14 protein-coding genes are annotated in these 13712 nt (G+C 68.6%); 3 read left to right on the plus strand and 11 right to left on the minus strand.

The window, feature by feature from the left end; all coding sequences use genetic code 11:
- Positions 1-15 precede the first annotated feature (15 nt).
- The 3 genes from ASE79_RS05580 to ASE79_RS05590 all read right to left on the minus strand — a co-directional run bounded on the left by ASE79_RS05580 (position 16) and on the right by ASE79_RS05590 (position 3423).
- Positions 16-774 (minus strand): hypothetical protein, encoded by a 759-nt coding sequence (locus ASE79_RS05580; protein ID WP_056412763.1) that lies wholly within the window; start codon positions 772-774, stop codon positions 16-18.
- A 289-nt stretch (positions 775-1063) separates the two neighbouring features.
- Positions 1064-2050, minus strand: a complete 987-nt coding sequence (locus tag ASE79_RS05585; protein ID WP_055882071.1) for an NAD(P)H-dependent flavin oxidoreductase — start codon at positions 2048-2050, stop codon at positions 1064-1066.
- A gap of 119 nt (positions 2051-2169) precedes the next feature.
- Positions 2170-3423, minus strand: coding sequence for an aspartate kinase (locus ASE79_RS05590; RefSeq protein WP_056413474.1), 1254 nt, complete (start codon positions 3421-3423; stop codon positions 2170-2172).
- 52 nt (positions 3424-3475) lie between these two features.
- On the opposite strand from ASE79_RS05590, the gene ubiG reads away from it, so the two are divergent.
- Both ubiG and ASE79_RS05600 read left to right on the plus strand, forming a co-directional pair.
- Positions 3476-4216 (plus strand): bifunctional 2-polyprenyl-6-hydroxyphenol methylase/3-demethylubiquinol 3-O-methyltransferase UbiG, encoded by a 741-nt coding sequence (gene ubiG, locus ASE79_RS05595; RefSeq protein ID WP_056412764.1) that lies wholly within the window; start codon positions 3476-3478, stop codon positions 4214-4216.
- A gap of 224 nt (positions 4217-4440) precedes the next feature.
- Positions 4441-5874, plus strand: a complete 1434-nt coding sequence (locus ASE79_RS05600) for a hypothetical protein (RefSeq protein WP_056412767.1) — start codon at positions 4441-4443, stop codon at positions 5872-5874.
- Here ASE79_RS05600 and ASE79_RS05605 read toward each other — a convergent pair.
- From ASE79_RS05605 to ASE79_RS05615, 3 genes are read right to left on the minus strand one after another with little or no spacing between them, the layout of a single operon-like run.
- Entirely contained in the window at positions 5816-7000 is a 1185-nt protein-coding gene (locus ASE79_RS05605) for a glycosyltransferase (RefSeq protein WP_056412771.1), read from the minus strand. The two genes, ASE79_RS05600 and ASE79_RS05605, sit on opposite strands and share 59 nt — an antisense overlap.
- Positions 7000-7530, minus strand: a complete 531-nt coding sequence (locus ASE79_RS05610) for a DUF2141 domain-containing protein (RefSeq protein ID WP_056412774.1) — start codon at positions 7528-7530, stop codon at positions 7000-7002. The genes ASE79_RS05605 and ASE79_RS05610 overlap by 1 nt, the downstream gene beginning before the upstream one ends.
- Complete coding sequence (locus ASE79_RS05615) at positions 7527-8450, minus strand: hypothetical protein (protein WP_056412777.1); 924 nt, start codon at positions 8448-8450, stop codon at positions 7527-7529. The genes ASE79_RS05610 and ASE79_RS05615 overlap by 4 nt, the downstream gene beginning before the upstream one ends.
- Positions 8451-8609: 159 nt before the next feature.
- Between ASE79_RS05615 and ASE79_RS05620 the strand changes: the two genes are divergently transcribed.
- A complete protein-coding gene (locus tag ASE79_RS05620) occupies positions 8610-9674 on the plus strand; it encodes a glycosyltransferase (protein ID WP_056412780.1) in 1065 nt (354 codons plus the stop codon).
- Here the strand turns inward: ASE79_RS05620 and ASE79_RS05625 are convergent.
- The 5 genes from ASE79_RS05625 to pyrE all read right to left on the minus strand — a co-directional run bounded on the left by ASE79_RS05625 (position 9664) and on the right by pyrE (position 13589).
- Entirely contained in the window at positions 9664-10725 is a 1062-nt protein-coding gene (locus ASE79_RS05625; protein WP_056412782.1) for an AI-2E family transporter, read from the minus strand. The genes ASE79_RS05620 and ASE79_RS05625 overlap by 11 nt on opposite strands.
- A 1-nt stretch (position 10726) precedes the next feature.
- Positions 10727-11695, minus strand: coding sequence for a signal peptidase I (gene lepB, locus ASE79_RS05630; RefSeq protein WP_235516757.1), 969 nt, complete (start codon positions 11693-11695; stop codon positions 10727-10729).
- Between the two features lie 11 nt (positions 11696-11706).
- Positions 11707-12132, minus strand: a complete 426-nt coding sequence (gene acpS / locus ASE79_RS05635) for a holo-ACP synthase (protein ID WP_056412788.1) — start codon at positions 12130-12132, stop codon at positions 11707-11709.
- A 135-nt stretch (positions 12133-12267) separates the two neighbouring features.
- Positions 12268-13008 carry a pyridoxine 5'-phosphate synthase gene (locus ASE79_RS05640; protein WP_056412790.1) on the minus strand — a complete coding sequence of 247 codons (741 nt, stop codon included), beginning with the start codon at positions 13006-13008 and terminating at the stop codon, positions 12268-12270.
- Positions 13005-13589: an orotate phosphoribosyltransferase gene (gene pyrE, locus ASE79_RS05645; protein ID WP_056412795.1), complete on the minus strand. Its 585-nt coding sequence runs from the start codon at positions 13587-13589 to the stop codon at positions 13005-13007. Before pyrE ends, ASE79_RS05640 begins: the two co-directional genes overlap by 4 nt.
- Between the last annotated feature and the right edge of the window lie 123 nt (positions 13590-13712).

Here is a 13712-nt window from a genome sequence, read left to right on the forward strand (position 1 = left end):
AGGATTTCCGTCGACTTACTGGAAGACGCTGGCGTCGAGCTTCAGCCGGGGCTGCGCGGGGGGCACCGGCTGCGAGACCGGCTGGAGGCGCGCCTGCGTGATCGTCTGGACCGGCGTGTTCGACGCATATTGGCGCGCGGCCATCACGGGCTGGACCGGCCGCGGAACGGCGCGACCGCGCCACGCATCGACCGCACGGTAGAAATCGGTGAACGGCCGCTCGAGGACGGGCAGGTTCTGCGCGGCGAAGGCAGGCAGCGCCTCAGCCGAAACGCCTGCGCTCTGCGCGAGAACCGTGTTCGCCGCCGTGCAGAAATCGTCGCGCGCGGGCGATTGCGAGAAGAAGTTGTACAGCCGCGTCATCGAATCGTCGTAGCGATCCTGCCAGTCGCCGCCGCCCGACTTATATTCGCTGGCATAGGTCGCCTCGGCCTTGGCGAGCACCGGCTTCTGCGCCGACAACAGCGCGTTATAGCCCGCGACGATCACCACTTCCTGCGGCCCGCGACACGCGAGCGCGGCCACGTTCAGCGCTGCGCGCAGATGCCAGACCTTGGCAGAGGTCGTCAGGTTGCGATTCGGCGTCGGATAGGTTCCGTCCGCGAGCGCAACGGGAATGACGATGGTCGGCGACGCGCCCTTGGGCATCACCGGCACGGGAACGGGCACCATGATGACGGGCGGCGCGACCGCCGCCACGGTCCGAGGCTTCTGGGCGCAGCCGGCCAGCAGGCCAAGCGCGGTAACGGACAGCAACGCAAACCGACGACTCATCGCAACACCTCGTAACGTCCCCCGACCGGACACTCTTTGCCACGCACAAGGTTAACGAGGCGTAAGCCGTACGCGGTTTGCGGCGAGTGGAGAGAGGGCGGGGTTGGAGATGCGCCACTCAACCAGCCCCACCCCGGCGGAGGCCGGGGCCCAGTTGGAAAGGTCGCAGTAACGGCGCGCAACCTCAGTCAGCGACGTCCCCCAACTGGGCCCCGGCCTTCGCCGGGGTGGTGGTGACCGCTTAATGAACGCATTCCCCGATCCTCCCCCGCCGGGGGAGGATGAGTCGTCAGGCCGCGCGCGCCTCCAGCGCCGCCGCAGCCTGCGCCATCAGCCCGGCGATGATGTCCGCGACCGGCTCCTCGCGCTTGACCATGCCAACCGACTGGCCCGCCATCACCGAGCCATGCTCGACATCGCCGTCGATCACCGCGCGGCGCAGCGCGCCCGCCCAGTAATGCTCGATCTGCAACTGCGCCTCGGCCATTTCCACGCGGCCGCCGTCGAGATGGCCGGCGACTTCGCGCTGCTTGGCGGTGAACAGCTCGCTCGACGCATTCTTCAGCGCGCGGACCGGGATCACCGGAAGCCGCGCGTCGATCTGGACGCTGGCGATCGCATCGCGTGCCGAGGCGCGGATGAACGCCTTCTTGAAATTGGCATGCGCGATCGATTCGGTCGCGCACACGAACAGCGTGCCGAGCTGGACGCCCGCCGCGCCCATGTCGAGATAGCCCGCGATCGCCTCGCCGCGGCCGATCCCGCCCGCCACGAACACCGGCACCTGCTCGGCGATCTCGGGCAGCATTTCCTGCGCGAGCACGCTGGTCGAGACCGGGCCGATATGCCCGCCGGCTTCCATGCCCTCGATCACCAGCGCGTCGACGCCGCTGCGGATCAGCTTCTTGGCGAGCGCCAGCGCGGGCGAGAACGCGATCAGTTTCGCGCCCGTCTCCTTGATCGCCTCGATGCTGCCCTTGGGCGGCAGGCCACCCGCGAGCACGACATGCCCCACCTTGTGCTTGGCGCACACCGCGATCAGCTCGAACAGATCGGGGTGCATCGTGATCAGGTTCACGCCGAACGGCTTGTCGGTCAGCGCCTTGGTCGCGGCGATCTCGGTATCGAGCAGCGCGGGCGTCATCGCGCCGCACGCGATCACGCCGAACCCGCCGGCGTTCGAGATGGCCGAGACGAGATGCCGCTCGGACACCCACGACATCGCGCCGCCGAGGATGGCGACCTGCGATCCGAGGAACTCCGCGCCGCGCGCCATGCGGCGTGCGAGCCGCTGCTCCCCTCCCGCCGTGCGGGAGGGGKCGGGGGGGGGACATATCGGTCATCCGACCCGCCTAGCCCTCCCCCGACCCCTCCCGCAAGCGGGAGGGGAGAGATTTACGCCGCGTCCTCCGCATCGAGACCGTACGCGGTGTGCAGCACGCGCACCGCGAGTTCGGTGTAATCCTCCTCGATCAGCACGCTGACCTTGATCTCCGACGTCGCGATCGCCTGGATGTTGATCCCACGTTCGCCCAGCGTCGTGAACATCGTCGAGGCGACGCCCGCATGGCTGCGCATGCCGACACCGACCACCGAGACCTTGGCGACGCGCGTGTCGTGGACGATCGTCGCATAGCCGATCGCGTCCTTCGCCTTGTCGAGGATATCGAGCGAGCGCGCGAGGTCCGCGGCGGGCACGGTGAAGGTGACGTCGGTCGACCCGGTCGAATGCGCGACGTTCTGCACGATCATGTCGACGTTGATCCCGCCGTCCGCGAGCGGCGCGAAGATCGCCGCGACCGAGCCGGGGCGATCGCTGACCTGCGTCAGCGTGATCTTCGCCTCGTTCTTGTCGTGCGCGATCCCGGTGATGAGCTGGCGTTCCATATCGTCGATTTCCTCTTCGCCCACGATCAACGTGCCACGATGTCCGTCATTGGTATCGCCGTCCTCGAACGAGGACAGCACGCGCACGCGCACATTTTCTTTCATCGCCAGGCCGACAGACCGGGTCTGCAACACCTTGGCACCGACGCTGGCGAGTTCCAGCATCTCCTCATACGTAACCTTGCCGAGCTTCCGCGCGCGCGGCACGATCCGCGGATCCGTCGTGTAGACGCCGTCGACATCGGTATAGATGTCGCAGCGATCGGCCTTCATCGCCGCCGCCATCGCGACCGCGGACGTATCCGATCCGCCACGCCCGAGCGTGGTGACGCGCTGGCCATCCGCCACGCCCTGGAACCCCGGGATCACCGCGACGACGCCCTCGGCAAGGCTGACATCGAGCGCCGCGGTATCGATCTCGCCGATCCGCGCCGAGCCGTGCGCGTCGGATGTGTTGATCGGCAGCTGCCAGCCGAGCCACGACCGCGCCTTGCAGCCCGCGGCCTGGAGCGCGATCGCAAGCAGCCCGCTCGTGATCTGCTCGCCGGCCGAGACGACGACGTCATATTCCTTCGCATCGTACAGCGACGACGCCTCGCGGCAGAAGCCGACCAGCCGGTCGGTCTCGCCCGCCATCGCCGAGACGACGACCGCGACCTGGTTGCCGGCATCGACTTCGCGCTTCACGCGCGCGGCGACGTTGCGGATCCGCTCGATCCCGGCCATCGACGTGCCGCCGAATTTCATCACGATACGGGCCATGAACTGCGCAAATCCCTTTGGGTCGAAGCGGCGGCCCTGATAGGTAGCGCGCATGATACTGGCAAGTGACACCGTAAACGGCGCAACAATCGATCCGCGCGAGGCCGCGCATTTCGGCACGATGGCAAAGGACTGGTGGGACCCCAAGGGCTCGTCCGCGCCGCTCCACAAGCTCAACCCGCCGCGGCTGCGCTATATCCGCGAGCAGGTCGACGCGCATTGGGGTGGCGACGGCGCGACCTTCACGCCGCTGGCGGGCAAGACCGCGCTCGACGTCGGCTGCGGCGCGGGGTTGCTGTGCGAACCGCTCGCCCGCCTCGGCGCCGCGGTGACGGGGATCGACGCCGCGCCCGAGAATATCATGGTGGCGGAGATCCATGCGGCGCAGAGCGGTCTGGCGATCGATTACCGTGCGGGCGGCGTCGAGGGGCTCGTCGGGCAGTTCGATCTCGTCACCAGCCTCGAAGTGATCGAGCATGTCAGCGATCCTGCGGGCTTCGTCCGCGGCCTCGCTCGCGTGCTGGCGGATGGCGGGTTGCTCATCCTGTCGACGCCCAACCGCACGCCCTTGTCGCGGCTCGCGATGATCACGCTGGCGGAAGGCACCGGCACGATCCCCAAGGGCACGCACGACTGGAACAAGTTCCTCACGCCCGAGGAACTGACCGCACTGCTGAAGGACGCCGGTCTCCGCGTGACGGACACGCGCGGCCTGAGCTTCTCGCCGGCGACCGGGTTCACGCTGAGCGATTCGACCAGCCTCGATTACTTCCTGACCGCGGTAAAAGCCTGACCCTTGCTCTAACAGCCCCCACCCCGACTTTCGCCCCCACCCCGGCGGAGGCCGGGGCCCAGTTGGGAATGCCGTGGTAATGCAGCGAGATCCCTGACCATGATCGTCCCCCAACTGGGCCCCGGCCTCCGCCGGAGTAGGGCTGGGTAATGAGCGTCACCGCTCCGCATTGTTCACCCGCGAAGGCGGGTGCCCAGACTGGGCCCCCGCCTTCGCGGGGGAACATGGTTCTGGCGCTCGCAGCGCTGGCGATCCTGTTCGTCGCCCTCGCGCTCCTCCGCCCCGTCGATCACGACGAGAGCCAATATGTCGCCGCCACGCTGCTGACCGCGCACGGCTTCATCCCCTATCGCGACTTCGCCTACCTCCAGACGCCGCTCCAGCCTTACCTCTTCGCCCCGCTCGCGCTGCTCGCCGGCGCGTGGACCTGGCCGGTGCTCCGCATCGCCAACGCGCTGCTGGGGCTCGCCACGATCGCCGCGGTCCACCGCGCCGCGCGAATCGGGGGCGCCGGCCCCCGCGCCGCCACCATCGCCGCCGCGCTGTTCGCCACCTGCGACATCCTGCTCTTCAGCATCGGCACCGCGCGCAACGACGCGCTCCCCGCCGCCTGCCTCGCGCTCGCGCTCCCCGCCATCCTCAGAACCGCGCGCGAGCAAGCCAGCCGCCGCGACGCGCTGCGGATCGGCGCACTGCTCGCCGCCGCCGCCGCCGCCAAGATCTCCTATGCGCTGCCCGCGCTCGCCTACGGCCTCTGGACTCTGTTCCGCGCCAACCGCCGCCCCTGGTGGACGCTGCTCGGCGCGCTCCCCTTCGCGGCAATCACAGGTGCGTTGTTCCTCCAGGCCCCCGAAGCCTTCCTGTTCGGGGTGCTCGGCTTTCCGGGCCAGGCGCCGACCGAATGGTATCAGGCCCACCCCTGGAAACTGTCGAGCGCAGCGAAGCTCATCGACACGCTCAAGTTCCTCGCGCTCGGCCCGGCGTTGCTGGCGATCGTCGCCACCACCGGCAGGCGCCACCGCTGGCACCTCATCCTCGACCTGCTGATCCTCGCCGGTCTGATCGCAGCGCTCGCACCGGTGCCGACATGGCGCCAATATCTGCTGCCGATGTTGCCCGCCTTGTTCGTGCGCCTGACGCTGGTCTGGCACGCGCACCCGCCCGGCAAGGCGATGCGGATCGCCGCTGTCGTCTTTGCCTGCGCCGGTCTTGCGCCGACCGTCGAGGCCGTGGCGAACGGCGGCATCCCGATGCGCGACGCGCTGCGGACCGCCACCGCGGTGCGGGAGACGCTGGACCGCGCGCACGTCACCGGCCCGGTCGCGACGCTCTCCCCGCAATTCCTCCCCGGCACGGCGATCGACCCGCGCTTTGCCCCCGGCCCCTTTTATTTTCGCAGTACGGCGCTGCTCGATGCCCGGCAGGAACGCCAACTCCACCTCGTCTCGCACGCGCGAATCGGTCTTCTCGGCGATCCGCGCGCGATCCTGACCGGCGGCGAAGGCGCGTGGAGCAGCGGCGACGACCGGATCGACGCGTTGCTCGCCGCCTATGCCATCCGCCGCGGATACCAAGCGCTACCGGTACCCGGCACCCGCTTCACGCTGTACGTCGCACGCCCTGCTTTGCCGCGACCAGTCCCGCGTAATAGTCCATGAGCTCGACCGCATGCTCGCGGTCGCTGCGGACATGTCGCGCCGCCACCGCCGCCGCGCGCTGCAGCAAAATGCGGTCGCGCGCGAACAAACGGCCGATCGCCGCCGCCGCGCTCTCCGCATCGCGCGCCGCGTACAGCTCGCTGGCATGACGGTCCGCCACCTCCGCGCACCCGCCCGTATCGGGCACGATCAGCGGCAACCCCGACGCCATCGCCTCTGACGCGACCAGTCCGAACGGCTCGGCCTCCGATCCATGGATCAGCGCATCGCAACTCGCCATGATCCGTGCAAGCCGCTCGCGATCATAGACCGGCGCGAACATCCGGATATGCGGCGATCCGCCGATCCGCCGCGCGATCGCCTTGCTCTGCGCGCCCGTCCCGATCAGCACCAGCCCGACCGGCAGCGTCGCCCCCGCCCGCGCCACCGCATCGACGACCAGCGGCCAGCGCTTCTCGCCGTGATGCCGCCCGAGCCCAAGCAACAGCATCCCCTCCTCGGGCAAGCCGCATTGCCGCAGCAATGCCGCGCGCAACCGCGGATCGCGCAGCTCGGGCGAGAAATGCCCGCGCTCGATCCCCAGCGGCATCGCCGCGTCGATCCGGACGCCGCGCGCGCGCAATCGCTTCTCGAGCGCCGGGCCGTTGGTCACGACGACATCATATTTCTCGAGGAAGCGGCTCATGTACCGGCTGTACCAGCCGAACCCGCGCTCGATCTGGTCGTGGCTCGCCACACCCGCGAACCAGCGCTGCGCATAGGCCGCGATATTGTCGTTGTGCATGAAGAAGGACTTTACCGCGCGCCCCTGCCAGTCGCCGACGAACCACGCCGGCCGCCACGGCGAGCAGCACTCGACCACGTCGGGATCGAGATCGTCGAGCACGCGGTGGATCGCGCGCTCGTCCCAGAACAGACCGTAATTGCGATCGAACGGCATTCCCGGCGATTTCAGATACAGGATCCGCCCGCCGCCCGGCCGCTCCTCGACGCGGTCCTCCCTGCCCGGCGCGACGACGATCAGTTCATGGCCCATGTCCGCCATGATCCCCATCTTCCGGTCGACATAGGTCCGCACGCCGCCCCCGGTCGGCGAGTAGAACTCGTTGACGTCGACGATCCGCATCAGTGCGGTCCGATCGGTCCAAAGCCGCCGAGCCCGCGCAGATACTGCGCAGTAATCCGCACCGTCGTCACCCCCGCGCCGACCTCGACCAGCGCCTGCTCCACCTTGGGCCGCGACCGGCCGAGCTTCACGTTGCTCGCAAACCCGGCGCCGTCGGTCCAGAAACTGAACTTGTTCTTCCCGTCGCGATTATGCGTCAGCAACAGCGCATAGCGGCCCGGCCGCGGTGCCCGGATGCACATCGTCATCGGCCCTGTCGCCGGCGTCGGCACGACCACCCGGCGAAACGTCTTGCCCGCCGCGATCAGCACGCGGTCGCCCTTCAGGAAGTCCGCTTCGGTGCCGGGATAGAGTTCGAGCTTCAGTTCGCCGGTGCGATCCTTCAGCCCGGTGATCTCGACCGCGATCGCCGGCCCCCCGTCCATGGCGGCGCCGGGCCGGCACGCGGCCGCATCGCTGCCGAGCACCTGCGCCCCGGCCGATCCCGCCAGCCCGACGATCGCGGCCAGCGCAACACACCCGCGGATCATGCGCGCAACCGCGTGAGCGCGGCATGGATGCCGAACAGGATGATTAGCGCGACGTGCACCACCAACGTCAGCGCGGCGGTGAACGCGATCAGCTCCGACAACGCCTGATCCTGCCCGATCAGCAGGATCGCAGCGTTGGCGAACAGCAGGTCCTTGTTCGGCACCAGCGGCAGCCGCGACACGAGCAACCGCCCGGCAGCGAGGAACAGCCACATCCCCACCGGCACGCCCGGCAGCGCAAAGTGCCATGCGAACGCGATCAGGACCGATCCGCACAGCAGCCGGATGCAGTGGATCCCGAACACCCACCACAGCTTGGCGCGCGGCAGCGAGAACACGCGGCGCGAGAAGATCAGGAACGGCAGCGAGATCGCCAGCGTCACTGCTGCCGAGCCGAGCACCGTCCGGAACTGGTCGTGCGTCAGCAGATGGCGGCCGAGCGGCAGCGCAATCGCCACCAGCAGCAGCGTGATCGCGTTTCCGGCGATCGCCGACAGGATCGTGACGTCCTTCACCGCGCCGAACGGCGATGCTACCATCCGCGCCTTGGCCCGCGCCCAGGCATAGAAATACGCGTCGCCCGAATAGCCGAACACGACTTCGTTCGCGATCCGCTTCTTGATCAGCGCGACCAGGCCGCCAAGCGGGATGCCCCACAACCGGCGAAAGATCACATAGTCGCCGGTCGGCGGCGACATGTAGAGCAGCCCGAAGCACAGATAGAAACGCGGATCCTGCGGGACCGAGCGCGACAGACCGGCCAGGCCATGGCCGAGCAGTTCGCGGCCCAGCCCGACGATCATCGCCACCGTCAGCAGCGCACCGATGATCGCGGGCCAGCGGCTGCTTAGCGTCTTGAGCGGCTCGAGCCCGACGCGCGCGATCTCCGCATAGCCCTCGGGCTCGCTTGTCTTCGCCATGCGCGAACTCACTCGTCGTTCCTCAAGCCATTGCCCTTAAAGCCGTTTCGACGCTGGCGGTCGGACATAATAGCCGCCCGGCAACACAGGTGCACGCAAAGTCGGTTTCAATCGGTCGCGATCTCCGCTTTATCCATCGCGCATTATGATGACCGCGATATGTCAGCCCTGATCGGATCGCCGACCGCACGGCACATCATGACCTATGCGGAGGATCTGCGCGGTGGCGGCGTCGAGCGCGCGCAGCTGCGCCTCGCGCGCGGCTGGCTGGCGGCGGGGCGTCGCGTGACGCTGGCGATCGAGACGATCGACGGGCCCCTGGCGGCCGAACTCCCCGACGGGCTGGAGATCGTCGCGCCCTCGCGGTTGCTTGCGGTGCCCGGTGTCGTGCGGCGTCTCGCGCCCGACATCATCTTCTGCCCCGGCAATTTCTATACCGGGATCGCCGCCTGGACCCGGCTGCGGCTCGGGCGGCATTGCCCGCCGATCGTCGCCAAGATGTCCAACGCGCCCGCCCGCGCCGATCACGGCCGCGCGATGCACGCCGCGCACCAGCTCTGGCTCGCGGGTCACGGGCGCTTCCTCGATCACCTCGTCGCGATGACCCCGGCCACGGCGGACGAGGCCGCGCGCGCGACGCACATGGTCGGGCGGACCAGCGTCATCCCGAACCCGCCGGCGGTGCCGATCCCCGCCGCGCTGCCCGATCTCCCGCCGCGCTACATTCTCGGCGTCGGCCGGCTCGAACCGCAGAAACGCTGGGACCGGCTGATCGCCGCGCTGCCGTTGCTGGCGGACCGGACTGTGCCGCTCGTCATCCTCGGCGAAGGGGGGATGCGCGGCGCAATCGAGGCGCAGATCCGCACGCTCGGTCTGGCCGACCGCGTCCTGCTGCTCGGTCACAGCGGCGATCCGCTGCCCGTCATGGCGCGGGCGTGCGTGTTGGCGCTGACGTCGGAGTATGAAGGTGTGCCCGGCGTGCTGCGCGAGGCGCTGTCGGTCGGAACGCCCGTCGTCTCGACCGACTCCAGCACCGCGGTGGCGGAAATCATCGACCGCCCCGATCGCGGGACGATCGTCGCGCGGGACGATGCGGCCGCGCTGGTCGCGGCATTGGATGCCTGGCTCGACGTTGGCACGCAGCGACCAGACCCGGTTCCGCAACCGGGTGCGGATTCCGCCGACCGCTACCTCGCGCTGTTCGATCAGCTGGTCAGGCGGTGACCTCTAGCTTCTCTTCTTCCCGCTCCGAACGGCGCTCCAGCGCGGTCTTGATCATCGCGGTCATCGGGTCCGCCAGCGCCAGCCCCAAGATCCCGAACAGCGCACTCGCCAGGATCTGCGCGCCCAGCGTCAGGGCCGGCGGCAGGTCGACGGTGCGCTTGGCCACCATCGGCACGATCACATAGCCGTCGATCGTCTGGACGATCAGATACGTGCCGATCGCCCAGTATCCCGTATCGACGCCCGCGCTGAACCCAACCGCGACCATCAGCACGCCTGTCACGATCGCGCCGACATTGGGAATGAACGCCAGGATACCGGCAATGATGCCGAGCAGCATCGCCATCGGCACGCCGCCGATTGCGAGCGCGATCCCGCTCGCGACACCCTCGACCGCCATGCCGAGCAGACGTCCGGCGAGCAGACGCCGCAACGTCTCGCCCATCTTGACCAGCGTCCTGGCGAATTCGGCGCGCAGGTCGACCGGCACCATCCACTGCAGCCCGCGCGAATAGGTGCCCGGATCCATCGCGATGAACAGCCCCAGGATCAGGATCATGAACATGCTCGTGATCGCGCCGATCGCAGTGCCGACCCATGACGTCACGCGCCCGACCGAGCCCAGCGCCTCCTTGACGATCCCGTTGACGTCCGACGCGCCCGGCATCAGCCCCTGCGACGTCAGATAGCCGGTGAAGCGGTTCGCCTGCATCTCCAGCGTCGAGCGCAGCTGCGTCACCTGTTCGGTCACCTGCACGCCGGTCAGGATGAACGTGCCCACCAGGAACGCGAACGTCAGCACCACGACGATCAGCAACCGCCACCCGCGTCCGATCGGCAGCACCCGCCCGAGCAGCCGCACACCGCCATCGAGCAGGGCCGCGAACACGACGCCCGCAAAGATGATCAGCAACGGCTGGACCAGCACGATCAGCAGCGCGATTCCGCAGGCGAGCCCGAGCCAGATCATCGCGCGCTTCAGTTCCTTGCGCAGGAACGGATCGCGCATCTCGACCGGGCTGAGTTCATCGACGGTCTTGGTATCGGCCATCTCAGTTCGCCTTGGCGGGATGCAGCGACGTGCCGGCGCGGTCCGAGCGCAGCGATCCCCACCAGGTCAGGGGGTTGAAGGTCGCATCGCCATCGAGGCTGAAGGTGATGAACTCCGCGCGCCCACCGAGATTCTCGTACGGCACCGGCCCGCCGAGCCCAAGCTGGCTCAGCGCGAACCGACTGTCGGCCGAGCGATCGCGATTGTCGCCCATCAGGAAGACATGGTTCGCGGGGATCGTCACTTCCGCGAAATTATCGCCCTGGCTGTCCGATTCTAGATCGATCGTCTCGTAGCGACGACCGTTGGGCAGCGTCTCGGTATAGGTCGGCAGGCGGCACATCTGGCGGCTCTCGGGCAGCGTCTCGCGCGCGCCGGGATAGTCGATCTCGCTGCACGGGCTGTTCGTGTCGACCGGGATCAGCGTGTCGTGGAGGGGCCCACGCTTCACCGCGACGCCGTTGAGGAACACGATCCCGCCGCGGACGGCGAGCTTGTCGCCGGGCAGGCCGATCACGCGCTTGATATAGTCGTTATGCGTCCCCGGCGGCGTCACGATCACCACGTCGCCGCGCGTCGGCAGCGATCCGAACAGGCGGCCATGCATGAACGGCAGCGACACGCTCCAGCTGTCTTCCTGCTGGCGCAGCACGACGCCCTTGAAGATCGCGACCGGGTTGGGGATCGTCGGCGACACGAACGACCAGCCATAGGCGAACTTGGTCACCACCAGCCGATCGCCGATCCGAAGCCCCGGCAGCATCGATTCGCTGGGGATATAGAAGGGCTTGGCAATGAAGCTGTGAAAGCCGAGCACGACCAGGATCAGCCAGAAGATCCCCTTCACCTCGCCCCACCAGTCGGTGCCGCGGCGGCGGGGTGTGTCCGATGCGGTGGCCGTCGGAGCGACGGTATCGCCCGTCGCCGCCTTCTGGGCGAGGGGCTTGTCTGGGAACTCGTTGCCGTCCAACGCCGCGTCCTTCATCGATTCATATCTACTTGAGATATCAGAGGTATAGCTTCGATGATCACAAAGGCCTGCGCCCAGGGGTGATCATCCGTCATCGTCAGATGCACGCGTGCGGCGTGGCCTTCGGGCGTCAGCGCGTCAAGCCTCGCTTTGGCGCCCCCGGTCAACGCCAGCGTCGGCGCGCCGCTCGCTGCGTTGACGACGCCGATGTCGCGCATGAACACGCCCGCGCGAAACCCCGTCCCAACCGCCTTCGAAAACGCTTCCTTGGCGGCGAACCGCTTGGCGAGCGTCCCCGCCTTGGTGAACGGCCGCCGCGCCGCCTTGGCGCGCTCGACATCGGTAAACACCCGCGCCTCGAACCGCTCGCCGAACCGCTCCAGCGACGCCGTAATCCGCTCGATATTACACAGGTCGGAGCCGAGCCCGATGATCACGAGATCCTCCCCGGTACGGGGAGGGGGACCGCGACGCGAAGCGGCGGGGTGGAGGGGGGGCTCCACGAACGATACGCCCGCGGCGGGCCCCCTCCCCCATGCTGCGCATGGTCCCCCTCCCCGTGCCGGGGAGGATTAGCGCGCCGCATCCATCGCCTCGCGCATCAGCCGAACCGCCTCGCCAAGCCCGACAAACAGCGCCTCACCCACCAGGAAATGCCCGATGTTCAGCTCCCGAACCTGCCGGATCGCGGCGATCGGCGCGACGTTGTCGTAGGTGAGCCCGTGCCCCGCATGCACCTCGATGCCGTTCTTCGCCGCCAGCGCCGCCGCATCGGTCAGCCGCCGCAACTCCACCGTCCGCGCCTCGCCCGACAGTTCGGCGTACAAGCCGGTGTGCAGTTCGACCACCGGCACCTTGAGCCGCACCGCCGCCTCGATCTGACGCGCATCGGGCTCGATGAAGAGCGACACGCGAATACCGGCCCCGGCGAGCACATCGACTAGCCGCGCCATCCGGTCGTAATGCCCGGCGACGTCGAGCCCGCCCTCGGTCGTCAGCTCCTCGCGCTTCTCGGGCACGATGCACGCCGCGTGCGGCTTGTGCCGCAACGCGATGCCGAGCATCTCGTCGGTCGCCGCCATCTCGAGGTTGAGTGGGATCGCCAGCTCGGCCGACAACCGCGCAATGTCGTCGTCGGTGATGTGCCGGCGATCCTCGCGCAGATGCGCCGTGATCCCGTCCGCGCCCGCCGCTGCCGCGACCAGCGCCGCGCGGACCGGATCGGGATACCCCGCCCCGCGCGCATTGCGCACCGTGGCGACGTGATCGATGTTCACGCCCAGGCGGAGATGCTCGGTACCGGGGGGGCTCATGCCGCCGCCCTGCTGCCCGGCTTGATCGCCGGGATCGCCGCGAGCTCGGTGGGCAAGGCATCCGCGGGATAGGTCGGCACGTCGAGCCGGATCAGCGGGAAGAACGGCACGCCCAGATCCGCCGTGCCGTTCGAGCGATCGACCAACGCCGCCGCCGCGACCGTCACGCCGCCAGCGCGTCCGATCGCGGCGATCGCCTCGCGCGACGAGAGCCCGGTGGTAACGACGTCCTCCATCATCAGCACCTTCTGCCCCGGCGCCAGGCGGAACCCGCGGCGCAGCTCGAACACGCCGTCGGGCCGCTCGAGGAACATCGCCTCGACGCCCAGCGCACGCGCCATTTCGTGCCCCGCGATCACGCCGCCCATCGCCGGCGACACCACCGCGCCGATCTGCGATCGCAGCGCGTCCGGGATCGACGCGACCAGTGCCTCGGACAGCCGCGCGCCCCGCGCGGGGTCCATCAATACCCGCGCGCATTGCAGGTAGCGCGAACTGCGCAGCCCCGAGGACAGGATGAAATGCCCTTCCAGCAACGCTTCGGCAGCGCGGAATTCGGCGAGCACGTCGTCTTCGGTCATCGCGGGTCATCGCTCCAAAAGGCCTGCGCGCGCTGATACGAGCGCGCGCGAGACCACGCAACGAGAACCCGTTCATTATTGAACCGCTTAGACAAGGCTTGAGGCAAGCCCCCCCGCTGGGTA

The organism is Sphingomonas sp. Leaf28 (assembly GCF_001421685.1).
In the GTDB taxonomy this organism is placed as follows: Bacteria; Pseudomonadota; Alphaproteobacteria; order Sphingomonadales; family Sphingomonadaceae; genus Sphingomonas; species Sphingomonas aurantiaca.

Coding starts and splice junctions, on each gene's coding strand:
- ASE79_RS05580 (WP_056412763.1), bottom strand. CDS start 774: ATGAGTCGTCGGTTTGCGTTGCTGTCCGTTACCGCGCTTGGCCTGCTG.
- ASE79_RS05585 (WP_055882071.1), bottom strand. CDS start 2,050: ATGGCGCGCGGCGCGGAGTTCCTCGGATCGCAGGTCGCCATCCTCGGC.
- ASE79_RS05590 (WP_056413474.1), bottom strand. CDS start 3,423: ATGGCCCGTATCGTGATGAAATTCGGCGGCACGTCGATGGCCGGGATC.
- ubiG (WP_056412764.1), top strand. CDS start 3,476: ATGATACTGGCAAGTGACACCGTAAACGGCGCAACAATCGATCCGCGC.
- ASE79_RS05600 (WP_056412767.1), top strand. CDS start 4,441: ATGGTTCTGGCGCTCGCAGCGCTGGCGATCCTGTTCGTCGCCCTCGCG.
- ASE79_RS05605 (WP_056412771.1), bottom strand. CDS start 7,000: ATGCGGATCGTCGACGTCAACGAGTTCTACTCGCCGACCGGGGGCGGC.
- ASE79_RS05610 (WP_056412774.1), bottom strand. CDS start 7,530: ATGATCCGCGGGTGTGTTGCGCTGGCCGCGATCGTCGGGCTGGCGGGA.
- ASE79_RS05615 (WP_056412777.1), bottom strand. CDS start 8,450: ATGGCGAAGACAAGCGAGCCCGAGGGCTATGCGGAGATCGCGCGCGTC.
- ASE79_RS05620 (WP_056412780.1), top strand. CDS start 8,610: ATGTCAGCCCTGATCGGATCGCCGACCGCACGGCACATCATGACCTAT.
- ASE79_RS05625 (WP_056412782.1), bottom strand. CDS start 10,725: ATGGCCGATACCAAGACCGTCGATGAACTCAGCCCGGTCGAGATGCGC.
- ASE79_RS05640 (WP_056412790.1), bottom strand. CDS start 13,008: ATGAGCCCCCCCGGTACCGAGCATCTCCGCCTGGGCGTGAACATCGAT.
- pyrE (WP_056412795.1), bottom strand. CDS start 13,589: ATGACCGAAGACGACGTGCTCGCCGAATTCCGCGCTGCCGAAGCGTTG.